Origin of the sequence: Bacillus sp. FJAT-29790 (genome assembly GCF_019039215.1) — a bacterium.
Lineage (GTDB): Bacteria > Bacillota > Bacilli > Bacillales > Cytobacillaceae > Cytobacillus.
Genome location: NZ_JAHNZZ010000001.1, coordinates 2,934,407 through 2,959,354 on the forward strand (window position 1 = coordinate 2,934,407; position 24,948 = coordinate 2,959,354).

Sequence of the window (24,948 nt, forward strand, 5' to 3'; positions counted from 1 at the left end):
CTCGCGATAACAACAAACTTTACGAAAACAGTCTACTTCTTTATAGAAATCGGCCCACATGAACTTGTACAGGATTTTTTTGCCGAGCAGCTTGCACATTTTCCCTGCTTTGACTTTTTGATAAACTTGATTAAACTCCAGCTGGCATATCCAAAAATCAGCCCGCCAATAATGAAGTTTACAACCATTTCATTCACTTCCTTCTCGTTTTTTCAAGAAAATCCAAGTAGCTTTCCACCTTGATAAATAATAAGTGCTAGAAGATAAGCGATGAACAGCGCATAACCAATCGAAAACGTCGTCCATTTCTTTGAGCCTGTTTCTTTATAAATGGTCGCAACTGTTGCTAGGCATGGAATGTACAAAAGAATGAATACCATGAAACTGTATGCTGCCAAAGGAGTGAAATGACTGGCAAGCAATCCCTGCAAGCTTGCTTCATCTGGAACGAAGTAAATAATATTCATTGTTGAAATAATGGCTTCTTTTGCTAAAAATCCTGTGATAAGCGACGCCCCTGCTTGCCAAGAATTAAATCCGATCGGTTCGAACATTGGCGCAAAAACACCACCAACTGCCGCCAAATAGCTATCATCTAAATCCACATTTAACCCGCTTGGTCCTGCATAAGATAATAGCCAAATAAATACGGAACCTGCAAAAATAAATGTACCTGCTTTCTTAATAAAGCCTTTCCCTTTATCCCATGTGCTTCTCCATAAAGCCTGAAATTGCGGCAATCGATATGGCGGCAGTTCAATGACAAATAATGAACTCTCTCCTTTTAAAATAGTTGAGGAGAAAATTTTGGCTAGAATTAACGCAACGACAATCCCGAGTACATAAAGAGACAAAACAATAAAAGCTTTATGGTGAACAAAAAAAGCGCCGACAAATAATGCATAAATGGGTAAACGTGCCGAACAGGACATTAAAGGAGTTAATAGAATCGTCAGCAGCCGCTCCTTCGGGGTTTCAATTGTTCTAGCTGCCATAATGCCCGGTACATTGCATCCAAAACCGATCATCATTGGGATAAAGGCTTTTCCGTTAAGTCCGACAAATTCCATCAATCGATCCATTACGAGTGCCACTCGCGCCATATAACCCGAATCCTCAAGCAATGAAATGAAGAAAAAAAGGATAAAAATTTGCGGAACAAAAACGAGAACTCCCCCAACCCCTGCTACAATTCCATCCAGTATTAAAGATTGAATAAATTCAGAAGCACCAGCTGCTTGCAGCACAGTTTCAATTGCACCAGCTAAAGTGACCGTAATGAAGCCCTCCAGCAAATCTGATAAAGGAAGTCCAAGCCAATCAAACGTTAACATAAACATGAAATACATAAGGAAGAGGAAAATTGGCATGCCTGCAAATTTATTAGTAACGATCGCATCAATCTTTTCTGATAAAGGAATCTTCATCTGATTTCTTTTTATCGCTGCATCCGCTATGATTCTATCAATCTTCTCTTTTCTTTTTTGAAAAACCAACTGTTCCAATGACTTGCCACAGTCTCTTCTCACTTTATCCTCAACCGATTGAATAAAGCTTTTGAGCGTCTCAGCGTTTATATATCCTTGCACATATTTCTCTACATATTTATTACCTTCGAATAATTGTAAAGCAAGCCATCTGGATCTTCCCGTTTTTCCTTCTAGCAGACGACTAAAATTTACTATCGCTTCTTCAATAACCTTCCCATAATAAACAAAATTCTCCCTCGGCTCAGGCGGTAATTTTTCTGTGACAAGGTCGGCCAAGTAATCACAGCCTTTGCCTGTTCTTGCAATGACAGGAGCTACAGGAATACCTAATTGGGCAGATAGATTCTCAGGTTCTATCTGGATCCCTCTATTTAAAGCAACATCCATCATATTTAAACCAATAATGACAGGCTGCCCGTATTCTAAAAGCTGAATGGATAAATGTAAATTCCTTTCCAGTTGAGACGCATCAATAATATTGATCATTTTATCAACATGTTCGGATAAGAGGTATTGCGTGACTACTCCCTCATCTTTAGATAATGGATTTAAAGAATAAATTCCGGGCAAATCAATTAGCTTTTCCTGATTATTCTTGAATAGCCCTACTTTCTTTTCAACCGTAACCCCGCTCCAATTGCCGACATATTCATAGGACCCTGTCAAATTATTAAACAGCGATGTTTTTCCCGTATTTGGATTACCTATTAAAGCAATGTCCATTACAATCTCTCCACTTCGATTTGGATCGCTTCTTTTCTGCGGATACCGACGCATTGACCGGAAGATTCAACCATCACCGGGCCGCCAAAAGGCAGGAAGCATTTAATACACACTTCGGCTCCTTCCGTAATGCCCAGATCAAGCAATCTCCTTCTAACTAAATGATCAATGCCAGAAACATCAAGTATCCTGCCCTTTTCGCCTTTTTTTAATTTTCCAAGCATCCTATTCACCCGATCTCATCAGATTATTTTAATTGAGAATGATTATCTTTATTATATCAAGTTATTACAAACAATACTGTAATAAAAATCAACAAATTATTGAAAAGTTCGAAATCGAAATCTGAAGTAATTTATCGAAATATTTTTTTATTTCGATTCAATTCGACAAAGGAAATTTGCAAAAAGGCTCGAAGTTTATACTAGTGTAAAAAATATGTTGAAATGAAGACTGGTGGTTAATATGTTTACAAAAACAAATGAAAAGATACTAGCGTTTTTACATGAAAACAAAGAGCTCTTGCTCCTTGAATGGGGGGAAAAGAAAATAATCTCCAAAGAGGAGCCTTTTAAACATAAAATGCAGGAAAACGGAGAATTAATGTTTTATCTTGTTTATCAAAGCTTGATGGAAGAAGATGATGAATTAGAAGAAAGGATTCGCACGCTTGCTCATACTGTTGCAGACCAACGAGTGGAAGCAGAAGTTAATCTTGGTGAATTTGTTTATAATGTGAATCTTGGCCGTTCAATTATTCAAAACTATTTAAATAAAATGAGATTGAGCAGGTGGGAGCTGCAAGAACAATTAGAACATATTAATTCCTGTTTCGATCGCTTTCTCTATTATTCCGTCTCCCATTATAGCGATGTAAAAAATCAAATCATCCAGGAAAAGACCCAATTTATTGACACAAGCCATAAAGACAGACTGACTTTGCTAGGGCAAATGACCTCTAGCTTCATCCACGAATTTCGTAACCCACTCACCTCTGTACAAGGATTTATCCAGCTGCTCAAAGCAGAAAATCCCGAAATGAAATATTTGGATATCATTTCAATTGAATTAGGACAGTTAAACTTTCAGATATCCCAGTTTCTTCTGCTATCCAAAAAGGAATTGATTGGAAAGGAGAAAATTACTTTTTCTTTAAATGAATTACTTGAAGAAGTATTAATCTTCTTATACCCAAGCATTTTAGACGGAAAAGTTACGATCGTGAAAAATTGGCAAGAAGAAATTTATCTTCACGGATATGCTGATGAAATTAGACAGGTGCTAATAAACATTATCTTTAATGCCATTGACGTTCTGAACCCGTTCACAACTGATCCCCTGATTGAAATTAATTGTTACCAACTCGGAGACTCTCATGTTAAGCTTAATATTGCCAACAATGGACCGCGGATCCCAGCGGATATTGTACAGTCCATTTTCGAACCTTTTGTTACGACAAAAACGCTCGGTACGGGGCTTGGCCTATTTGTTTGTAAAGAAATCATCGAAAAACATAAAGGAAATCTTACATGCGAAACGCAATCAGAAATGACGGTTTTCAGCATCACGCTTCCAATTGCTGAAGGAAATGAATTTGAGGCCGACTCCTCTAACGCCTGAGTCGGCCTTGTTTTTATCTAAGTCTATATTCTAAATGACTGTTGTTTTTAAATAGGTTTATATGAAGGTGATTGGAGCGGAAATCAACTTCACCTCTTTTGTGTTAATAGCAACAAAGTTTACGAAAACAGGCTTTTCTAAAAAGGAGAGTTGTCTGTGTTTACATTAAAAGTTGATCAGGAAATTGAGTTGCAGTTATTTCAATTACACCATTCAGAAGAGCTCTTTCAACTAGTGGATCGCAATCGGTATCATTTAAGAAGGTGGCTTCCTTGGGTTGATACGATGTCTTCTCCTGTTCAGTATCATTCGATTATTCCAATGTGGCTCAAACAATTTGCAGATAATAATGGGTTTAATACAGGGATTCGATATCATGGAAAGCTTGTTGGGGCAGCAGGTTTCCATCAAGTCGATTGGAATAATAAACAGACGAGTATGGGCTATTACCTTGCCGCGGGCTATGAAGGCAAAGGAATTATGACAAGAACCGTTCAAGCCCTTGTCAATCACGCCTTTTTAGATTTACAACTAAACCGGGTTGAAATCCGCTGTGGAGTCAGAAATATGAAAAGCCGAGCGATTCCCGAAAGACTAGGCTTTGCCCAAGAAGGCATCATTCGTGACGGTGAGTTTCTTTATGATCATTATCATGATCTGGCGGTTTACAGCATGCTTGCACGGGAATGGGGAAATTAAACGAAAGGCAGTCCGAGGACTGCTTTTTTTAATTCAAGGCTCTATAATGAAATGTTTTTATATAGATATTTGTAAAAAAATACGTTTACGGGAAAAGTATATGGAGGGAGGTGAATACTCCTTACATATTTTGTGAGGATATATATGATACTCAATATTTTTCTTTTATTTCTTTTAATAGCGCTAACGGCCTTTTTTGTTGCTTGTGAATTTGCAATGGTGAAAGTACGTACATCCCGGATTGATCAATTACTCGCGGAAGGAAACGTGAAAGCTAGAGCCGCGAAAAAAGTGATCTCAAGTCTTGATGAATATTTGTCGGCATGCCAGCTTGGAATAACAATTACAGCTCTAGGTCTTGGCTGGCTTGGAGAGCCGACAATTGAAAAGCTATTGGCGCCTGTTTTTGCCAGACTTGAACTTCAGCCACAGTTAACTCATATTCTCACTTTTATAATTGCCTTTTCACTTGTCACTTTTTTACATGTGGTCATTGGTGAGCTCTCTCCAAAGACTTTTGCGATTCAAAGAGCAGAAGCAATTACTTTAAGATTTGCACAGCCTTTAATTTTGTTTTATAAAATCATGTATCCGTTTATATGGGCATTAAATGGGTCCGCGCGGTTTGTGAGTGGTTTGTTTGGGTTAAAACCAGTTTCAGAAAATGAAATCGCCCATTCAGAGGAAGAATTACGAATTATTTTATCCGAGAGCTTTAAAAGCGGAGCAATCAATCAATCGGAATATAAGTATGTAGATCGAATTTTTGAATTTGACAATCGACTCGCAAAGGAAGTGATGGTTCCACGAACGGAAATCGTTAGTTTAGATGAGAATGCACCCCTTTCAGAAGTCCTGCAAATTGTTATGAATGAAAGATATACGAGGTATCCGGTAACTGGCGGCGATAAAGATACGATTCTTGGCCTAATTAATGTGAAAGAAATTTTAACCGACTGTATTCGTAAAAAGTGTGAAGAGGAAAAGCCATTAGGACAGTATATAAAACCAGTAATTAGGGTGATTGAAACGATACCAATTCATGACCTTCTTTTAAAAATGCAAAAAGAACGCTCACAAATGGCGATTTTATCTGATGAGTACGGCGGGACCGCAGGATTAGTAACGACAGAAGATATTCTCGAAGAAATCGTTGGTGAAATTCGTGATGAATTTGATATGGATGAGCTGCCACTCGTACAGAAACTGGATAATGACCATTATATTTTAGATGCGAAGCTCCTGATTTCAGAAACAAACGATTTACTCGGAACGGATTTATATGAAGACGAGGTCGATACCCTTGGAGGATGGATCTTGACCCAAAAATTTGATCTAGAAAAGGGCGACGCCATTGAGCAGGAGGGATTTCAGTTTATCATCAGCGAAATTGAAGGCCATCACATATCATATATTGAGGTCAAAAAAACTTAAACTGATTCAGGTGCCTATAAAGAGAGTTTGGCAACCATCAAACTCTTAATATGGGCTTCCTTGAATCAGTTTTACTGTTTCCTGAAAATTTCGGTTCATTTTTGCAATGCTATCTAATAAAATAGATATAATTACTATTCCCAAACCGCTACGTTTGACTGTATGGTTTTAACTAACATATAATAATTTTATGCTACTCATATGTGGGCCAATTTTACTCGAAAAAAGGTGCATATAGCATGATAAATGATCGCAGTTCGGTTGCGCTCATACCACCATATTTTTTAAAATAAATAATAATTGGGGTGATCCGATGGGGCAGTTTATCGTATCGGCGAATTAGCGGCTATCGCAAACGTTTCAAAACGAACCATTGATTATTATACAAACATCGGGCTCATTCAGGCCGAGCGCACGAAATCGAATTATCGAATTTATTCAGAAGACGTACTTTCTGACCTTAGATTTATAGAAGAATGCAAAAATATGCATTTTCCGTTAGATGAAATTAAGAGAAAGCTAGAGTTAAAGTCGAAATTAAATACGCAAACAAGGGACGTAGAGAAGCAGATCGATGCGGTTACCCAGCAAATCAAGCAACTTCATAATGAAATAAACGTTCTGCTGCCGCTTATTAATCGCTTAGATGCAGAACAAAAGGGCGACCTCTCGAAAAAGCTCAATACAGAAGGTTCAACATTAATCCAATCCCTTGTGAGCTTAACAAGTTAATTCTATTTTCCATATTATCAGGAGGTGACTCCTTACCCGAATATAACGGGCTAAGGGAACTTATTTGGACATATTAAACTTGGTTATTATAGCCATTTTAATTGCTTTGACGGCATTTTTTGTTGCTTCTGAATTTGCCATTGTAAAGATAAGAAGTTCAAGAATTGATCAATTAGTTGAAGAAGGTAATAAAAGCGCGATACAAGCAAGAAAAGTGATTAGCAATTTGGATGAGTATTTGTCAGCATGTCAATTAGGGATTACCATTACAGCCCTAGGAATTGGTTGGCTTGGAGAACCGACAATCGCCCATTTTCTTCACCCGATTTTCGAACAACTACACATTCCTGACTCTGCATCTCAAATCCTTTCAATCGGAATTGCATTTGCTTTTATAACCTTCATACACGTTGTGATAGGAGAATTAGCGCCAAAAACACTCGCGATTCAAAAGGCAGAAACAGTCACTTTATTGACCGCTCGTCCGTTAATTTGGTTTTATCGGATGATGTACCCATTCATTTGGGTATTAAATGGATCAGCACGCCTCATTACTGGATTATTTGGTCTAAAGCCTGTTTCCGAACACGAATTGGCGCATTCAGAAGAAGAACTTCGTATCATTTTGTCAGAAAGCTATGAAAGTGGCGAAATCAACCAATCAGAGTTTAAGTATGTAAATAAAATATTTGAGTTTGATAACCGCATTGCGAAAGAAATTATGGTCCCAAGAACGGAGATCGTTTCATTTTCAAAGGATGACACGCTGGATAGTTTTTTACAGACGGTTTATGAAGAAAAATACACACGCTATCCAATTATTGATGGGGATAAGGACCATATTATCGGGCTTGTGAATATTAAAGAAGTTATGACCGATTTAATTAAGAATCGGCAAGTAACAGTTAATAAACTTGAATCATATACCCGTCCGATTATTCGAGTTATTGATACAATTCCGATCCATAATCTCCTCCTTAAGATGCAAAAGGAACGAATTCATATGGCCATCTTAATGGATGAATATGGAGGAACATCTGGCCTCGTAACAGTTGAAGATATTCTTGAAGAGATTGTTGGTGAGATCCGTGATGAGTTTGATATGGATGAAGTACCAGAGGTTCGCAAAGTAAAAGACGGACACTATCTCATCGATTCTAAAGTGCTCGTAAGTGAAGTAAGTGAATTACTTGGCATTGAAATCAATGATGAAGATGTAGATACGATCGGCGGCTGGATCTTAACGGAAAATTACGAAGCAAAACAGGGAGATAGCATTCAACTTGAGTCCTATACTTTCAAGATTGTTGATATGGAAGACCATCATATTAAATACATCGAGGTAACACCTATTGAGGAAAATGAAAGCTCACCTCAATCACTGCCTTTGACAGAAACGCAAGTGGTTTAGATCTGGGAGCTAGACAAAAGGAAATCAGCGAACCTGCTGATTTCCTTTTTTTATTTTTTACTTTTGGCTCATTTCTAGCCTTCTAAGATTGCCCGTTGATTTCCGCTTCGGGCTCTTGCTTTCTCCGCGGGGAGGAACGGGAGCCTCCTCGGCGTTACCGCCTGTGGGGTCTCCCGTTCCCCCTATTCCCGCAGGACACTGAATTTAAATCCTTGAATTGCCCACGCACGAAGGAAGTCCGATAGCATTTTCGAGGAGTCAAGTGCCCTCCGCTCCAATCAACTCAGATTATTAAATAAAAATCGTATTTTAAAAGCAACAAACTTTACGAAAACTTCCTTACTTTTTTGGAAGATGGATCGTAAATTTCGTTCCCCTCCCCTTTTCACTGCTAACCTCAATTCTTCCATTGTGTAATTGGACTAGCTGTTTTACAATTGATAATCCAATCCCAAATTCTCCGAATGAGTGTCCCGTCCTCGAAAGGTCTGCTTTGTAGAATCTATGCCAGATGGACTCTAATTCTTCTGGATCGATTCCAATTCCGGTATCTTCTATTTCAATAATCGTTCCAGTGTCCTCTTCTAATCCACTTAACTTAATTCGACCACTTTCTGTAAATTGGTTACTATTTTTCACAATGTTAACCAAAATTTGAATGAGTCGGTCGTAGTCGGCAAAGACGGATAATTGCTCATGACACTCAATAATAATCTGATTCTTTTTCTCTCTAGCCTGAATGAAAAGCTGTTCTTTCACAACTTCAAGCGCTTCGTTCAAATTGACGTCCATTTTATTCAATTTCAGCTGATTCGATCGAATCTTTTCATAATCAAGATTTTCATTCACGAGCCGAATTAATCGCTTTGCTTCCCGATCAATTAAAACCATCCCTTTTTCGATACCCTCTTTAGGAATTAATTGATCCTTGATTCCTTCGGCCAGACCGCTAATCGTTGTTAATGGTGTACGCATTTCATGGGAAACGTCGGCGATAAATTTCCTCCGCCTGTTTTCCAGCCGTTCAATTTCTTGATTGGATTCCTTTAACTTTGCCGCCATCCCATTGAAATCCTTTGCAAGCTGGCCAATTTCGTCCATATAAGTATCTGGCACATGGACATCATAATTTCCGGCAGAGATCATCGAAGTCGCATGACGGATGTCCTTAATCCGTTTGACTAGATTTTTTGAGAACAGTAAGCTTATTAAAATCGAAGCTGATAATGAAATAACGATCGTATACAATAAGAATTTATTAATCCGGCTTATCATTTCCATCGCTCCGGTAATTGGTGACAGCAGTAAAACCCCTCCTGCCAGCCGTTCTCCATGCATTAATGGTAGGGCAACAAGCGTTACTTCCTGACCAAATCTTTTAATATCATGTTTCACAGACACCATATTTCCAGTGGAAATCTTTTCCCACTCTGCCTTTGTCAGCTGGATCAAAGGTGAGCTTTGCAGTTGCGGATAGATTACTTTTCCATCATGGTTAAAAAGAATATATTTAATATGCCTTGCGTCAAGCAGTTGGCTATACTCTGATAAAAAGCGTTCATCTCCTTCAAGGCGAATCGTCAAGTCCGTTAATATTTGCTCCCCGAAAGAATCCAATTCCTCGACTTTATTTTGAAAAATATAATTTTCAACAAATTGTGAAAAAGATAGACTTAAAATTAACAAAGCGAGAATCAGAATGCTAATATGGCTAAAGAGCAGCTGGTAAAAGAATTTAACCTTCATTACCAGCCACCATTTCATCAAATTTATAGCCAATTCCCCATACCGTATGGATCAACGGTTGCTCTGGCGTGCCAATTTTCTTTCTTAATCTTTTAATATGGACATCCACCGTTCGCTCATCACCATAAAACTGATATCCCCACACACGGTCTAAAAGCTGCTCCCGCGAAAAAACCTGCTTCGGATTTTTCACAAAATAATAGAGTAAATCAAATTCCTTCGGTGTTAAATTCGTAAGCGGCTGACCATTATAGAACACTTCTCTTGAATCCTTACTAATTCTAAAACATTGACTTGTAACAACATGACTCTCTTCTTTTTCGGTTGCTTCATTTTGATAACGCCTCGTAACGGCTTTAATTCTTGCCATCAGGGTGAGAGGGCTAAAGGGTTTTGTGACATAATCATCTGCACCCATTTCAAGTCCCAGCACCTGGTCAGATTCGCTATCCTTAGCCGTTAGCATAATAATCGGCACTTGGCTTAGCTCTCTAATTTTTCGGCAAAGCGATATGCCATCCATAACAGGAAGCATCCAATCAACGATAATGACATCCCATTTTTCTTTATTAAACCGATCGAATCCATCCTGCCCATTATGGACAAAAGTTCCTTCGTACCCCTCTTTCATAAAAAACATTTCAAGCATCGAGCAAACACTTTCATTATCTTCAACAACGAGAATTTTCATCATGCACCTTCCCCGATTCACTGTCTTCTATATTACATTTAATCGAATTACCTCTAGTTTTTCAACGAATACCTCTTCACTCCCATATGATAACCAACTTTTACATCATTTGTTTAATATTTTTGGACATGCTAACTACGTAACTTTATTCTAAACCAAAAAAGGAGCGTGCAAAACAATGAACAAACAATGGCTAACTGTAACTGCTAGTATCTTAAGTTTCTTGTTAGCAGGGTCAATCTTTATACAGAACCCTTCAGCAGCTGCAGAAAAAGGCACGGAAATAAATGAGCGTAAAGAACAGCCGCACCATTTCGTTAAAGAAGGGGATTTTGAGCGTCTATTGAAACAAGGATATACCAAAAAGGAAATATACAAGGCTGCCCATATTGCCAAATATGCAGAAAAAAAGGTTGACGACGTACTTAAAATCTATAAAGATTACGGATCTTCGTGGGAAAAGACCACCCAACATTTCGGAGTAGATTTACAAAAAATCAAAAAACACCATCATCATATGGAAAAATATTTGCAGCAACATAAAGGAACAGTTATTGAAAATGTTGCCGAATATACTGGAAAAACAAAGAAGGAGATTGACTCCTGGCTGAATGAAGGAATTTCTTTACGATTTATCGTTGGGGGAGCTGCGATGGCAAAAGCCAGCAATAAAGACTTAAAAGAAGTAATAAAACTGAAGCAAGCCGGAAAATCTTTTAAACAAATTAAACAAGAACTGAAAATTGATGACGCAAAAATGCGTGATGAAATGAAAAAGTTAATTAGAAAAATAAAAGAAGACATCAAAGGATAATTCCACTCCCATGAAACCACTCTTTCTCTGATTCAGTGATTTCACATGTTTTCAACTATAAAGTGAAACTTCACTCAGTGGGGGTTTTACTACCCGTTAATCTGCGATAAACATTCAAGCTATGAGGCATAGTCGTATAGAGTCGCATTCATTTGATGGAAAAAGCAAAAATCGAGAACAGGGAACTGCTCAATCATTTGAACAGTCCCTCCCTAAATCTAAACAGCTTGATTTTCTTTTTTTCCGCTAGAAACCGTAATATGCTTCGGTTGATTGGCAATTAATAGTTGGAATTCCCCTTTTGATGTATGAACGATAATAGGTAGTCCGGCACCCTCATCGATGGAAATTTTAGCATTTTTTTCAACCTTCTGCGGTTCCATGTCTAGTTCGATTCCCTTATTCGACATATTTACTAAATAGATGCCGTTATGCAGATTTAAAAATTCACTGACCGAAGCTTGTGCTAATTCATTTGCTTCGGTCAATTCTTCTTCAGCAAAAACAGAAGCAATTTCTAGAAATAACTTTTCATCTACGGCAATCGCAGTAAATAACGGATTCGCTCCCTTAATCTCTTGAGAAACTAGCCATTCTGTCTGCAAGTTTCCATTTGCTGAGCCCGCTTCCACATATACTTGATCGTCGATAAATCGGATCATATTTTTCACAAATAAAGAAATATATTGAGCATAGCCTTGTTTTTCAGTTTCCTTTAAATGAAGAAGTCCCTCAACCATCGCATCGATATCGCCGCTTTTAATTGCTTCAAACTTTTCATCTGACAAACTATATAATTTTTTGTAATTTGTTAAGGCATTGGAAAACGCTTCAATCGTCATATAATTTTGATCGACGATTGCTTGAGCTAACAATAAGTGGTTTTTCTTTTGGGAAGATAGCATCATATCTACTTGATCGTTCGACAAGTATCCTAGCTCAGTCGCTATTTCTCCAAATCGTTTATCATGAATTCTCTGTCTCTCATGAATTTCTTCCACCTGATCAGTTGTCAGCAAACCTTCATCCACCGCAAGAACGCCGAACTTCACATGCGTTGTTTTTTGAAGCTCCAGGGCATGATTTAGCTGGACGGAAGTAATCAGCCCATTGTTTAATAAATAATGGCCGAAATATTGACTAAACATGCGCACTTTCCCCCTCATTGATCATTTTCTCAATGATGGATGTGACGGATTCAAGCGTGACCGGTTTTTGAATAAAATCATATGCCCCTAGATCAAGCGCTTTTTTCAAATGGGACTGAGTACCTGCTGAGGAAGCCATGACCACTTTAATCTTCGGATTCTCACTTTTTATTTCTTCTAATGCTTCGATTCCATCTTTCCCTGGCATAACAATATCCATAAAAACAAGGTCCGGTTTAAAAGTACGAGCCTTCTCAACTGCTGCCACACCATTTTCCGCTTCCTCTATCTCCTTCATTTGACAAACTTCTAATATATCTCTCAGCTTTTTCCTGATTAATACAGAGTCATCACAAATTAATACTCTCAATTGTTTTTGCACAATCAACCACTCCTAACTTATAATACCTTATAGGTTAAAAGTTCTACATTTTAGTATTTAATTCCTTCCATAAACGTAATTTTATTGTTTTTCCGCTAATTTAGACGGTGTTAATTTGGATAAATTTCTGCATTTTCTCTCCATCAAACCAAAAAATGTTATAATAATATGGTTATACGCTGTCTTAGTTGGGATAAAGCATATCCTGAATCGAAGCATCCAACTAATCAATAGAGGTGAAAGCGCATGAGTCAATTACCAGTAGAAACGGCTACAACTGCTGTACCAGTGCCCTTTCATAAGGGTTTATCGAAAGCTAGACTAGCTAGAAGAGTATTCTTTATCGTGATCGGTGCAATTTTAGCTGGTGTAGGCATTGAAGAATTTTTGGTTCCAAATAATATATTGGACGGTGGGATCACCGGTGTTTCCATTATCTTATCTCATTTTACCAACTTAAAACTTGGTTTATTTATCTTCATTTTGAATATCCCCTTTTTCTACATCGGTTATAAACAGATAGGCAAAACCTTCGCCCTCTCTACCTTATTGGGAATTGCTGTCTTTTCTATTACGACCGTCTTATTGCACGAAGTTCCAGTTTTCACTGAAGATTTGCTTTTAGCTACCGTGTTTGGAGGCGTTGTTTTAGGAGCAGGGGTCGGGATCGTCATCCGTTATGGCGGTTCCCTCGATGGAACGGAAATATTGGCCATTATCGTCGATAAGAAGCTGCCCTTCTCAGTAGGAGAAATCATTATGTTTTTCAATATTTTCATTTTCGGGACTGCCGGTTTTGTGTTCAGCTGGAATCGAGCGATGTACTCATTCCTTGCTTATTTTATCGCTTTTAAAACGATTGATATCGTAATTCAAGGGCTTGATGAATCAAAATCTGCTTGGATTATCAGCGAGCAGCATCGGATCATTGGCGATGCTATCCTAGCAAGACTTGGCCGTGGAGTTACTTATTTAAATGGGGAAGGCGCCTACACAGGGGACGATAAAAAAGTTATTTTTTGTGTAATTAACCGTCTAGAAGAGGCGAAATTGAAAGCAATCGTGGAGGAGCTTGATCCTAATGCTTTTTTAGCTGTCGCTAATATTTCAGAAGTCAGGGGCGGACGATTTAAGAAGAAAGCTATCCATTAATATTTTTATTGAAAAAGTCATTTAAAGGGAATGGCTTTTTTTGTTGGTCATTAGCTTTAAATTAGGATTCCCCCCAAATGGAGGGTTTTGTATTTTTTGGCAAGTTTGAGAGATAATAACTCATTATTACAATAAACTGGTCGGGGGGATTTCATTGTCCTTTTTTAAAAAATCAAAGCTACCTATGGAACCAACAGCTGTTAATAAGGAACAACATAATAAGAAACAACCCATGTCCAGTGATTTGCATGTCAATATGAACCTCATGAAAGATGCATTTTCTTATCCCGAAAATACGGCATTAAAATTTCGGGATGTGTTTCTTCCCGTTTTCAATAAAAAGGCCTCGATTTTATTTGTCGAGGGAACGGTCGACACAAATCTGATTGATGCACATATCGTTGAGCCATTGCTAAAAAAGTCCATCATTCTACCTAGAAATGATGAAATTGTATCCTTACTAATAAGAAGTGTTTTAACAACTTCTAACGCCAAAAGTATTTCAACCTTTCAAGATGCGATTGAAGATTTAGTGAACGGAAATACCATTATCCTGTTAGAAGACGAGTCACAAGCCATTTCAGTCGAAACAATCGGTTTCGAAAGCCGGTCCGTTGCGGTATCGACAATTGAAACGGTTATTAAGGGGCCTAAGGCAGCTTTCATCGAGTCGGCCGCTGTAAACCGATCCCTCATTCGAAAGCAAATTAAAGATTCAAACTTAATGTGTGAGATGGTTTCTGTCGGCAAAAATGCGCCTCAACAAGTTTCAGTCATGTATATCAAGGAGATTGCTGATTCTGAACTCATTAAGAATGTTAAAAAAAGGCTTACTGATATAGATAGAGATACCATTCTTGAAATTTCCATTGTAGAGCAATATATAGAAGATCGGCCATACTCATTATTTCCTTCAACCTTAACAACAGAACGGCCAGATCGGGCGTCTTCCTTTTTACTCGAGGGCCATGTTGTTTTATTAATGGAAAATTCACCTGTTGCACTAATTGTGCCGATTACTTTTTGGTCTTTATTTCATACGGTTGAAGATCAATATTTACGATGGGCATATGGGAACTTTATTCGTATCATTCGTTTAATCGCCCTTTTTATTGCCATACTTATGCCAGCTCTATATGTTGCAGTGACAACTTATCATGCGGAAATGCTGCCAACTGATCTGATGCTGGCAATTAGTTCTACAAGAGAAATACTTCCTTTTCCCGCCATTATTGAAATCTTTTTTATGGCAATCACATTTGAAATATTAAGAGAAGCAGGCATTCGAATACCAACTGCACTTGGTCCAACGATTGGCATTGTTGGTGCCCTTATTCTCGGTCAGGCTGCCGTTGATGCTAATATCGTCAGCCCCATTCTCGTTATCGTTATCGCGATTACCGGTTTAGCTTCGTTCACCATTCCAGATGTCGGTTTTAATATCGCCATTCGAATGTTAGAGTTTATATTTCTTTTAGCTGGCAATTTCATGGGAATATTCGGGGTTTCATTATGCTTGACATGGGTAATTGCTTACATGGTTTCCATTAAATCTTTTGGTGTTCCCTTTTTTGCACCTTTATCACCCCATTTGCCATCTTCCAAAGATTTACTCATTACACCACCAGTTTGGAAACAGTGGCTGCGTCCTTATACTACGTCTCCACAGAAAAAGATAAGGGGCAATAAACCGGAAGGAGGACCCGACAAATGATTAAAGTGTCAGATGGAAAAGTGGGAACAAGAGAGTTTATCTCAATCGTTCTCCTTTCAACTGGAATTAAACTCTCGGACACATCACCAAACCTACTCTTTACTGATGGGAAAAATGCAGCATGGACGATACCCTTTTTATCCTTTGTGATTCTAATCGTTCCATTTTTTATTCTAATCTCTCTGCTAAAAAAACATGAAATAGGTTTAATGGATCTATTATCTAAGCTTATGGGGAAAATTGTTGGCGGCATCATTGGATTTTGCTTATTTTTCATTATGTTTAACTCAACAGTCATCAACAGCCGCGGATATGTCGACATTGTGAATACGATGTTTTACCCGAAAACACCGGTACCTGCGCTTCTTCTCATGCTTTTGGCGACGAGTTACTTCGTTTCTAAGCGCGGATTAGAGATGATTGGCCGCACTGCTTGGATCGTCATTCCAACCATATTGTTTAGTCAGCTTCTTCTCATAGCTTTTGTTTGGAAGGATATCGATTGGATGCATTTATTTCCAATCGGTGGCCCAGGACTCAAACACATCATGAAAGAAAGCATCACCCATAGTTCGATTTTCGGAGATATCATCCTTCTTGCGGCCTTTTATCCATTCGTACGCACATTTAAGGATTTTCGGTTGGCTTCCCTTTTAGGATTTGGAATTTCGTGTCTGCAGATTGCTCTGTTTGTCGCAATATATGTGATGGTGTTTGATTATCCAGAAATTATTAATATGGCTTTCCCTTTTCAGCAATTAACAAGGATGGCCTCAATTGGGGAAACCCTCACACATATTGAAGCGTTATTTCTAGGCTTATGGTTAATTTCCTCTGTCATTCATTTTGCGATATATTTGTATTTGTCTGCATTTTTCTTTGCAGGGGCATTGCGTATAAAAGAGTTTGAACTGCTACTATTACCGCTTGCTGGATTAGCCTTTTTTTTAGGCTTGGTGCCGGAGAATATATTCCAACTTAATCAGTATCGAGAATTTTTTTTAATTATCATCACTAGTATGCTCATTTTCCTGCCCGTCTTTTTATGGATAGCAGATCGCTGGAAGGGGCGTCGGAAAGATGAAAGCGTGTAAAATCTTATTGTCGATTTTCATCCCCCTTTTTCTTACCGGCTGCTGGGATCAACTGGAGTTAGAAGATCACGCTTACGTCGTTGTTATGGGGCTTGATATATCCGATGATCAGGTGATTAATGTCACATTTCAAATTGCAAACCCGCAGGTCGGATCAACCGAACGAGGGGCAGCACAAAACGAACCTCCTAGCGACATTGTTACAATAACAGCTCCAGATATTTTATCTGCAAAAGAATTGGCGAATAGTATCATTTCAAGGAAGCTTAGTTTTGCTCATTTACGGACAATTATCATTGCTGAAGAATTGGCAAAGACGAAGTTGTTTCACCATATAATCAGCTCTGCCATTATCGACCCTGAATTAAGGCGCGAAACGAATCTGATCGTCAGTAAAGAGCATGCGAAAGACTTTATTGATGCGAATAAGCCGAAATTAGAAACGCGTCCGCATAAATATTATGCTTTTATGCTGCAAAGATGGAAAGACACTGGATATGTCCCCCTTTCGGATTTAAATCGCTATTTTCAGCGATTGTCCGGTGAGTTATTTTTAGCGATTTATGCAACTTCGGAAAAAAATGAGAAACATCGAGAAAATGAGGATAGTTATATTGCAGGACAAGTCCCGCAAAAATCAGGAGATCCGGTTCAAATGATTGGCTCAGCTGTTTTTAAAAATGGGAAAATGATCGGAACTTTAACTGGGGAAGAGACGAGATTTGCCTTGTTACTTAGACACAAGTCACTCGTTCATTCGGTCATTGAGTCATTCCCTGATCCTGTTAATGACAAATACCGAATCTCGGTCAGAGTCAAAAATGGCGAAACGAAAGTAAAAGTGAATACGCAAAAAGTGCCAGCTGAAGTGAAAGTGACTGTTCCAATGAAAGTACAAATTCTTTCTGACCCAAGCTTGGCTGATTACACTCAGGACACAAAGAAACGAGAACTACTCAAGCAATCGATAAAAGAAACCGTAGAAGCAAAAGCATCCGAATTAATAAAGAAAACACAAAAGGAATTCAAAGGAGAGCCCTTTATATGGTATGTAGAAGCAAGACGACATTTTCGAACAGTGCGGGATTATGAAAAATATGATTGGGAGAAAAAATACCAAGAGGCAAAAGTTCAAGTACACTTTGATCTGTCGTTCGAAAGCTTTGGCGAACATATTAAACCTTCCGTTATTAAGAACCATTGAAGGGGATGATGTCCATTGACCTTTTTTATAATCGGCCTTTCCCTGTATTTAACTTACTACACATTTGGTTTAGCCCTAACCATTTGGAAAGATGGCAACAAATTTGCTGGGATTGTGATTACTTTATTATCAGTATGCTTCCCCATCTTAGCCATATTTTTGAAATGGAGTTAGCCACTTGCTACATAAGGGTATCCACTACCGCTTTCTTTGAATTTCAAATACCCGGAACCATTGCCGCATCTTGTCTGCTAGGTTCCGGTGCCTAAATAGAATATGATGAAAAAGTTGTATGCTTTAGCGTTGTTATTAGATGTTCTGAATGCCAAAGAGCCGGGAAGTAAAATTCATTATTATCACCTTGAACAAAATTCAGTTTAAACTCCATCCCTATTATGTCTTTTCCTTCCTTCCAATTGTTAAGAACGGAAGCCAAAAACAACAAATTCTCTGTCCATAAAGCCATTTCTCTTTCAGATAGAGACCCCGCTTTTTGCCATTCATTCATAATATCGAAAAGGAATTCAATGTCTGTCGCGATTTTATTAATTGTTTTCATTCGGGATTCACCCATACTTAGAGCGATTTTACTTTTTTGTGAAAGCGGATTAAATCGCAAGCTTAATTCTGCTTTCTTGAACTGTTGTTCCACTTGGCTCAATCTATTTCGAAATTGGTTCATGCTAGATTCAAAATAATTATTTTGGGAGGCACCGGATTCAAGCCATCGTGCTAAAGATTGCAGTTTTCCCACTAACAGTTGCGGTAACTCCTCCATTTCCTTCAGCGCCTTTTTTGAAAAATTAGGCGGATACAGAAGAATATGCAGCAGAACAGCAATGATCACGCCGATAACAGAATCTCTAATCCGGTCAATCCCATAGCCATGCATTTTATGTAGAAATGTGAAAACAAGCAAAACACTAAGTGCGATCTGATGCAGAATTGTACTATTAGCGCCTAAAATAAGCGGAAAGACAAGACTAATTAGCATGATCATCGCAATAGTCCAGCCATTAACATGATAAGAGGAAGCGAAGATAAAGACGGATGCCACCCCGACGATCGTTCCAACAATTCGTGCGATCGCAAAGCGGATTGATTTAATAATCGTTGCTTGCAAACAGAGGATGAGTGAAATCGGCGCAAGATAGGGATGTTTCGAACCAAATAAGACGGCTAATTCCCAAGAAATAGCCGAACCTACAACCATTTTGATAATCAAACTAATCTTTTGCGGCAATGACAGCTTTATTTGATCCACAACCAGACCTCCTTAAACATACGCACAATTTATGTAGTTTTAGGGTTAGTTTGTTGTTTTCGTGGATATTTATTCTGGTTACTCTAATCGTCAAGTTATATATTCCAATAAAATACTAAAAATGAAAATAGATTTTCTATAATGATGTGAAGAATAAAATGACTATTTTTCTTTTTTAAAAAAACAACGGCAGTCATTTGCCGTTGTTTTTTTGTTACTTATAAATACTTCCTATGAATCCCTTTCCCATCATAAGTAAACAGCATATTTTTTCCTTCTACAATCGTTTCCATATGGACGCTTCTGCCCCATAATTGGTGAACATAAGGCAGCACTTTTTCTAAATATTTAAGATCCAGCTCGATTCCTTCGAACCAATGCTTCAGGTATAGCTCCCCGTTTTTCAAATAGTCTCCGTCAGTCACTGTTAAATATGGAAAACCACCGTTTACGCGCATGCTGACAAGCTGGTCACGGACATTTTTCCATTGTTTATCGACGACTTTATAGTCCTTACCCTGCTTCTGGAATAGGTACATATCTTCCCGCATGACAAGATCTTTTGTTAGGTAGTTTCGTAAAAAGGAGATGTCGGATTCAATTTCACGGACTTCGAACATCTTTTCACGGCCAGACCCTGGTTCTACTCCACGCTTCTTCATTTCTTCTGTTGGATTGTCATATCTTTCTTCAATATCCTCGAATATTTTCAAGCCCAGATAATAAGGGTTGATGCTTGTTCGCGATGGCTGAACGACTCCTGCATTTAACTTTGCAAACTCCAGCGCCTCCCCGCTCGTCAAGTCCATCTCACGGAGAATTCGCTGATGCCAGTACGATGCCCAGCCATCCTTTCGCAAAGATGTTATAAAAAATCGTCTCCACTTTAGGTTATTCCTTCTTTTTAACAAATCTGCACCATTAGCTTAATAACTTCAACAAAAAATGCGTTAATCCTTGTTCGATTAACGCACCCGTTAGTTTAACAAGGAATGGCTTCTTCTCTCGTTCGCTTATTTGTTACTGACGAATAAATAAGCCATTTCCCTCAATAATTTCCTTGCAATTCATAAAACCTATTGTCGTCTTAGAATAAATAGGAAAAGATAAATCCCAATTCCCCATTATTACTGTATCAAATGATGGAAAGAAAAAATCAACAAAATACAGTTCATTTACTGAAAGATTTGCTAAAAAAGTAAGGGCTTCCTCATTACCTATTTTATAAATTCCCTTTTTATTGGAAAATAATTTACGAAAGAGATTCGCCTCTCCTCGATTTAGGCAACTTAAGACATATTTAAGTCCTGGTTTATCCAAGCCTTTATTAATGTGTACATAAACTTCATTCTCTGCCAAATGAAAAAGGCTATTAAATGTACTAACAAATTTTGCACCGTATTTTAGATTATGGTTACTGCCCAATAATGGATTGAGTTGCTATTGATCCCCTCCAGTGTATTTATTATCTCCCATCATATAGTTTGAACTGTCCCCAGGCTTATAATTTGGATTGGTTGGAATATGAGGGTTATTATTGTTTTTCTTTCGTTTCAAGTCAATTATTAAAGCAAAACCTAAAATGCCGAGAATCAAAATAATAAAAAACCAAATTATAGTCAAATTAAAACACCCCTTTTTCTTACATTATATTCCACAAAGTAAATTCCAACCATTTTAATTAAACCTTATTAAAGTAACCTGTCCATTTAGTTCAATAAAGAAAAAGCTGCCGCAATAACCCCTTGTTAAACGATTCCGCCCGTTTGTTTAAGATGATTGATTTTTCTTTCTTGCAACAATTAATTTAAATCCAATTAACATTAATACGCATCCTATAATATCCATAATGACATTACCTTTAACACCGATGCCATTACTCGTTAGCCCTATCAAAAAAGCACCAATAAGAATAAGTGGGATTGCAAATATAAACCTCAAATTATTCAATCCTCCCTTTGTAAGACTTAAACATTCTTGTTGAACTATTCTGCCAGTTTGTTTAATAAGAAATGAAGCACCTCCTTGTTGAAGGAATGCCATCTGTTATCGAAAGAGTGTTCTCACTTGTATAAAATCACTCTGTTAATGCTATTCCTCAAGAAAATCAGACTCAAAAAAGGGATTAACTCTAATTTCCCTCAAAAAGTATTTTATTGGTGTATGCTTATTTAAATATTCCCGTTTAGGAATTAACACTTCCGTTTTCAAACGCTCATGTAGCTTCTTGTCAATTTCGATGGTTGAATTTGCATATTTTTCACCATTTTCTTCTTCAATCTTAATTAAAAATGAAATGATATATTCATGCATAATAGGAAAATCCATTTCGATTTTCTGGTGATGCTCTATAAGTGCCTTTATAAACTCTTCTAAATTAGATTTTGTATTTAGAAACGGAAATCGACAAAGGCTATACCAATTTCCTAAATACACTGTAAATACAGCAACCGCATAGCGACGTGTTTCTTTATCTGGGGAGCCAAAATAATTGTAATACGCTTCTTCCTCAAAAATTTGACCTGTATCAAAATATCCGATTTCAATTCCCATGAGTCCTCTTTTTACTTTTTCAATAATCTCGTTCGCCACTACGATTCCCCCAAGCAAAGAATCAATTATTTCCTTTATATTACCATAAAACATTATCTCTCTATTGCACTAATCTCCCGTTAGCACAACAAGCAAAAAAGACCGCCGCAGCGATCCATCTTGAACTCTTGCCCCCGTTAGTTTAAGTGTAATTATTCACATACTAAAGATTATCCGTCTATATATCTTCTTTTTATTAAATAGTAAATGCATTTTGCGTACGTTGATTGTAAAAAGGTAAAATCTATTGTTTTGCTTTTACACATGTAATATAATTATTACATATGAAACAAATATTGAGTGGTAACGATTTAATAAAATTATTAGATGCATTGTCAAACCCTTTTCGTTTTAAGATTATTGCAATACTGCACCAAGAAAAGAAATACGTTAGTCAATTAGCAAGAGAGTTAGGTATAAGCAGACCCTTACTTTACTTACACTTACAAAAATTAGAGGAGGTGGAACTAATTAAAGGGCATCACGAAATTTCAGAAACTGGTAAGGCGATGAAATATTATGAACTTAACTCATTTGACATTGTATTAAATGAACAAATAATTGCTGATTTAGCAGAGAATTTAAGTATAAAAAAGCGAAAGGATTAAATATGAATCCTTTCCCTTCGCAAAAAAATGAAAGGCTGGTACCACTAAAATGATGACTAACATAGACACTGGAGGCATTTTATTTCTTTTATCATTCGGCATTAATATCCTACCTATTTTGCTTTTTATTATTTTGTTCATTTACATAATCCGATTTATTCGTCGTACTGAACGCCGAGCAGAAGCAAGATTAAAATTAGATACTGAAAATATAACCTTCCAGCAACAACAGATAAAATCAATTCAGGAACTTAATAAAAGATTAACAACAATTGAAAACATTCTTAAAGAGGTTGATTGACTTTAACCATATATTAAAAAGACCTTTAATCAAAAAGGTCTTTTTTGAATTAACCTGCCAGTTAGCACAACAAGAAAAAAATGTTGCGGCTACAACACCTTGTTTAACTCTTGCACCCATTAGTTTAAGTACATTTCTTCACAAAGTAGACTTTATGTTGATGAAGAATAAATTAATTACTTATAACCACCATTAGATTTTGGTAATTTTTTATATTCATCCTTGTTTAAAACAATATCGAAAATGTAATTTCGTAATTCAATTAGTTGTTTGGCATCCTTGGTGGGGTTGCAATATTCTTCAGACAAATAAAATGTAATTGTCTCCCCATTTAATTTTATTTTCCATTTATCTTCATCATATGGAGTTTGCATACAGCTTTTTTTCTTTGGTTCAAGTTTCTTTGGTTCTAATACATTTATCTGTTTCATTTTTTGATATACCCTTTTTATTTCTTCTTTTGTTAATGGTATTTTTTCAGTTATGGTCCCATCAACCACTAAATCTTTTGTGACTGTATTATCAAAAGTATTTATTTCATTTTTGCTCCCTACACCAAATTGTACTAAAAAATCAAAGTCATTCGGCATTTCATCTGGCATTGAATTTTTAACGTTACAACCAGAAATCACTAAAAGTACAATTGTAATTAAAAGACTTATGGGGTTTCTAATTGTCAATTTCCATCCCTCCTTTATCTTCTTAGACGTGTCTTTTTATAAAAAGTTCCTTTAACCTCCTTATTAGACAAACCTGCCCGATAGTTTAAGTACATTTTATTCACAATCTCTCCCATAAATTTCAGGCTATTTTATTTAACAATGAATTCCTCCACAATCTGGCCTGTTACATAAATAAGGCACTTTCCTTGTTACAGAAAAGAGCCCTTTAATGGGGTAACTATAATAAGTTCTCAAACCTAAAATCACTTAATTCTTCTTTAACGCTACCCGTTAGGATAGTACATATAATTTCTGAAAGATTGCCACAACATAGTCATATTAAGTTAGTTAAACTTCAGACCTTACATCACTAGAATAACATTTATCTTATTTTTTGATTTCAAAAGAAGGCTATACTCAATGGACCCATATTTAACATTGGCTTGAAATCAAAATGTAAATATCATGTAACAACAATACCGTTGAAGTCAGGTATTTTAAGGTTTAAACTTTACTTACTATTTGAGGAGTGGATTTAGTGAAAGTAGTATCAGTGAATAAGCTAAAATTCAAGAAAAATTTATCCATGATTGAGCAATATTTAATCAAAGATTTTCTGTTTCAATGGATCGGGCGACCAACAGAAGGATTAGATGAGATTCTACCACTTGATTACACAGAAGATGTCTTTGCAAAGATGGAGGCAAAACAGGAAACATCATTCCTTATTAACGCGGATGAATATTTCAGATATGCGACAATAACAGAAGATGAGCAATTTATAATAGGTGTTTTAAATTGGAAAAAAGAGTTACAGCATAGAATCATTTCTCTGGATGTGGTTTGTTAGGTAAGCACTTTATGGTGCTTACTACTTAACTTTTCTCTTCCAAATTTTAAAAATCTTCTGCGAATTTCACTTATAATCTTCAGTAATATTATTAGTTTCTTCAATATCATGCTTACGTCAATTCTATGACATACCATCAACAACTTGTTCTTCAACTCTTGCCCCCGTTAATTGAAGAAGATTACCATCATTTATGAAAAACTAATTCGAATGATTTGAAATTATTGGAGTATGTTTTTCCCATTTCCCTTGTAAATTTCCCCAATAATCTCCAGTTCGTTTATCAAAAATCATATCGTAATCATCCGACGTTTTGATATATTCATAACGATTTTGTTCATGTTGTATCTTTACGACATCATCTTTTTTGCATCTTAAAGATTGTGAAATAAACCAAGAACCTAGAACGATACATAACCCTAAAAAAATAATAGAAAAAGCCATTAGGTTTTTATTCATAAATACCCCCATGTTTTTCCTTTCTAAAAGTCATATTCCACAACATTAATCAATATTCCTTCTTCTAATAACCTGCCACGTTAGTAAAAAAGCAACTGCTCTTCTTTCGCTATCGCCCCCGTTAGTTGAACAAAATTATTCTGAATTTTACGAGTGAA

General features: G+C 37.0%; 26 protein-coding genes and 1 pseudogene. 13 read left to right on the plus strand and 14 right to left on the minus strand.

Going from position 1 to position 24,948, the window contains the following annotated elements:
• Positions 1-243, plus strand: a 243-nt coding sequence (locus BGM26_RS21970; RefSeq protein ID WP_483297781.1) for a hypothetical protein, incomplete at its 5' end; no start/stop codon positions are given.
• On the opposite strand, the gene feoB is transcribed toward BGM26_RS21970, so the two are convergent.
• The gene (gene feoB, locus BGM26_RS13820) at positions 213-2,213 is read right to left on the minus strand and encodes a ferrous iron transport protein B (RefSeq protein ID WP_217040363.1); all 2,001 of its coding nucleotides are present in this window, start codon (positions 2,211-2,213) and stop codon (positions 213-215) included. The two genes, BGM26_RS21970 and feoB, sit on opposite strands and share 31 nt — an antisense overlap.
• Complete coding sequence (locus tag BGM26_RS13825; RefSeq protein ID WP_217040364.1) at positions 2,213-2,437, minus strand: FeoA family protein; 225 nt, start codon at positions 2,435-2,437, stop codon at positions 2,213-2,215. The genes feoB and BGM26_RS13825 overlap by 1 nt, the downstream gene beginning before the upstream one ends.
• A gap of 241 nt (positions 2,438-2,678) precedes the next feature.
• Here BGM26_RS13825 and BGM26_RS13830 point away from each other — a divergent pair, with 241 nt between their 5' ends.
• From BGM26_RS13830 to BGM26_RS13850, 5 genes are all read left to right on the plus strand, one after another.
• Positions 2,679-3,833: a histidine kinase N-terminal domain-containing protein gene (locus tag BGM26_RS13830; protein WP_217040365.1), complete on the plus strand. Its 1,155-nt coding sequence runs from the start codon at positions 2,679-2,681 to the stop codon at positions 3,831-3,833.
• Positions 3,834-3,989: 156 nt separating this feature from the next.
• Positions 3,990-4,532 carry a GNAT family N-acetyltransferase gene (locus BGM26_RS13835; protein ID WP_217040366.1) on the plus strand — a complete coding sequence of 181 codons (543 nt, stop codon included), beginning with the start codon at positions 3,990-3,992 and terminating at the stop codon, positions 4,530-4,532.
• A gap of 144 nt (positions 4,533-4,676) precedes the next feature.
• Positions 4,677-5,966, plus strand: coding sequence for a hemolysin family protein (locus BGM26_RS13840; RefSeq protein WP_217040367.1), 1,290 nt, complete (start codon positions 4,677-4,679; stop codon positions 5,964-5,966).
• Positions 5,967-6,296: 330 nt separating this feature from the next.
• Positions 6,297-6,698 carry a MerR family transcriptional regulator gene (locus tag BGM26_RS13845; RefSeq protein WP_217040785.1) on the plus strand — a complete coding sequence of 134 codons (402 nt, stop codon included), beginning with the start codon at positions 6,297-6,299 and terminating at the stop codon, positions 6,696-6,698.
• A 64-nt stretch (positions 6,699-6,762) separates the two neighbouring features.
• Entirely contained in the window at positions 6,763-8,109 is a 1,347-nt protein-coding gene (locus BGM26_RS13850; protein WP_217040368.1) for a hemolysin family protein, read from the plus strand.
• Between the two features lie 339 nt (positions 8,110-8,448).
• Here BGM26_RS13850 and BGM26_RS13855 read toward each other — a convergent pair whose 3' ends face one another.
• Entirely contained in the window at positions 8,449-9,855 is a 1,407-nt protein-coding gene (locus BGM26_RS13855; RefSeq protein ID WP_217040369.1) for a sensor histidine kinase, read from the minus strand.
• The gene (locus BGM26_RS13860; RefSeq protein ID WP_217040370.1) at positions 9,845-10,546 is read right to left on the minus strand and encodes a response regulator transcription factor; all 702 of its coding nucleotides are present in this window, start codon (positions 10,544-10,546) and stop codon (positions 9,845-9,847) included. The genes BGM26_RS13855 and BGM26_RS13860 overlap by 11 nt, the downstream gene beginning before the upstream one ends.
• Before the next feature lie 178 nt (positions 10,547-10,724).
• On the opposite strand from BGM26_RS13860, the gene BGM26_RS13865 reads away from it, so the two are divergent.
• Positions 10,725-11,360, plus strand: a complete 636-nt coding sequence (locus BGM26_RS13865) for a hypothetical protein (RefSeq protein ID WP_217040371.1) — start codon at positions 10,725-10,727, stop codon at positions 11,358-11,360.
• 218 nt (positions 11,361-11,578) lie between these two features.
• Here the strand turns inward: BGM26_RS13865 and BGM26_RS13870 are convergent, their stop codons facing one another.
• Both BGM26_RS13870 and BGM26_RS13875 read right to left on the minus strand, forming a co-directional pair.
• Entirely contained in the window at positions 11,579-12,508 is a 930-nt protein-coding gene (locus BGM26_RS13870; RefSeq protein ID WP_217040372.1) for a cyclic di-GMP-binding domain-containing protein, MshE-related, read from the minus strand.
• On the minus strand, positions 12,501-12,890 hold the full coding sequence (locus tag BGM26_RS13875; protein ID WP_217040373.1) for a response regulator: 390 nt from the start codon (positions 12,888-12,890) through the stop codon (positions 12,501-12,503). Before BGM26_RS13875 ends, BGM26_RS13870 begins: the two co-directional genes overlap by 8 nt.
• A 246-nt stretch (positions 12,891-13,136) precedes the next feature.
• Here BGM26_RS13875 and BGM26_RS13880 point away from each other — a divergent pair, with 246 nt between their 5' ends.
• The 4 genes from BGM26_RS13880 (at position 13,137) to BGM26_RS13895 (ending at position 18,054) form a co-directional block, all read left to right on the plus strand.
• A complete protein-coding gene (locus tag BGM26_RS13880) occupies positions 13,137-14,042 on the plus strand; it encodes a YitT family protein (protein ID WP_217040374.1) in 906 nt (301 codons plus the stop codon).
• A 154-nt stretch (positions 14,043-14,196) separates the two neighbouring features.
• Positions 14,197-15,756 (plus strand): spore germination protein, encoded by a 1,560-nt coding sequence (locus BGM26_RS13885; RefSeq protein ID WP_254119292.1) that lies wholly within the window; start codon positions 14,197-14,199, stop codon positions 15,754-15,756.
• Positions 15,753-16,850, plus strand: coding sequence for a GerAB/ArcD/ProY family transporter (locus BGM26_RS13890; protein ID WP_217040375.1), 1,098 nt, complete (start codon positions 15,753-15,755; stop codon positions 16,848-16,850). Before BGM26_RS13885 ends, BGM26_RS13890 begins: the two co-directional genes overlap by 4 nt.
• A complete protein-coding gene (locus BGM26_RS13895; RefSeq protein WP_217040376.1) occupies positions 16,837-18,054 on the plus strand; it encodes a Ger(x)C family spore germination protein in 1,218 nt (405 codons plus the stop codon). The genes BGM26_RS13890 and BGM26_RS13895 overlap by 14 nt, the downstream gene beginning before the upstream one ends.
• A 265-nt stretch (positions 18,055-18,319) precedes the next feature.
• On the opposite strand, the gene BGM26_RS13900 is transcribed toward BGM26_RS13895, so the two are convergent.
• From BGM26_RS13900 to BGM26_RS13925, 6 genes and pseudogenes are all read right to left on the minus strand, one after another.
• On the minus strand, positions 18,320-19,318 hold the full coding sequence (locus BGM26_RS13900) for an FUSC family protein (RefSeq protein WP_217040377.1): 999 nt from the start codon (positions 19,316-19,318) through the stop codon (positions 18,320-18,322).
• A gap of 218 nt (positions 19,319-19,536) precedes the next feature.
• Positions 19,537-20,169 (minus strand): annotated as a pseudogene (locus tag BGM26_RS13905) (SpoVR family protein); the annotation flags it as partial.
• Between the two features lie 169 nt (positions 20,170-20,338).
• A complete protein-coding gene (locus tag BGM26_RS13910) occupies positions 20,339-20,677 on the minus strand; it encodes a hypothetical protein (RefSeq protein ID WP_217040378.1) in 339 nt (112 codons plus the stop codon).
• A gap of 81 nt (positions 20,678-20,758) precedes the next feature.
• The gene (locus BGM26_RS13915; protein WP_217040801.1) at positions 20,759-20,941 is read right to left on the minus strand and encodes a hypothetical protein; all 183 of its coding nucleotides are present in this window, start codon (positions 20,939-20,941) and stop codon (positions 20,759-20,761) included.
• Positions 20,942-21,088: 147 nt separating this feature from the next.
• Positions 21,089-21,259, minus strand: coding sequence for a hypothetical protein (locus BGM26_RS13920; protein ID WP_217040379.1), 171 nt, complete (start codon positions 21,257-21,259; stop codon positions 21,089-21,091).
• Between the two features lie 150 nt (positions 21,260-21,409).
• A complete protein-coding gene (locus tag BGM26_RS13925) occupies positions 21,410-21,910 on the minus strand; it encodes a hypothetical protein (RefSeq protein ID WP_217040380.1) in 501 nt (166 codons plus the stop codon).
• A gap of 296 nt (positions 21,911-22,206) precedes the next feature.
• Between BGM26_RS13925 and BGM26_RS13930 the strand changes: the two genes are divergently transcribed.
• Positions 22,207-22,518: an ArsR/SmtB family transcription factor gene (locus BGM26_RS13930; RefSeq protein ID WP_254119294.1), complete on the plus strand. Its 312-nt coding sequence runs from the start codon at positions 22,207-22,209 to the stop codon at positions 22,516-22,518.
• 477 nt (positions 22,519-22,995) lie between these two features.
• Here BGM26_RS13930 and BGM26_RS13935 read toward each other — a convergent pair whose 3' ends face one another.
• Positions 22,996-23,499, minus strand: a complete 504-nt coding sequence (locus BGM26_RS13935) for a hypothetical protein (RefSeq protein ID WP_217040382.1) — start codon at positions 23,497-23,499, stop codon at positions 22,996-22,998.
• 520 nt (positions 23,500-24,019) lie between these two features.
• On the opposite strand from BGM26_RS13935, the gene BGM26_RS13940 reads away from it, so the two are divergent.
• The gene (locus BGM26_RS13940; protein ID WP_217040383.1) at positions 24,020-24,331 is read left to right on the plus strand and encodes a hypothetical protein; all 312 of its coding nucleotides are present in this window, start codon (positions 24,020-24,022) and stop codon (positions 24,329-24,331) included.
• 201 nt (positions 24,332-24,532) lie between these two features.
• Here the strand turns inward: BGM26_RS13940 and BGM26_RS13945 are convergent, their stop codons facing one another.
• Complete coding sequence (locus BGM26_RS13945) at positions 24,533-24,790, minus strand: hypothetical protein (RefSeq protein ID WP_217040384.1); 258 nt, start codon at positions 24,788-24,790, stop codon at positions 24,533-24,535.
• Between the last annotated feature and the right edge of the window lie 158 nt (positions 24,791-24,948).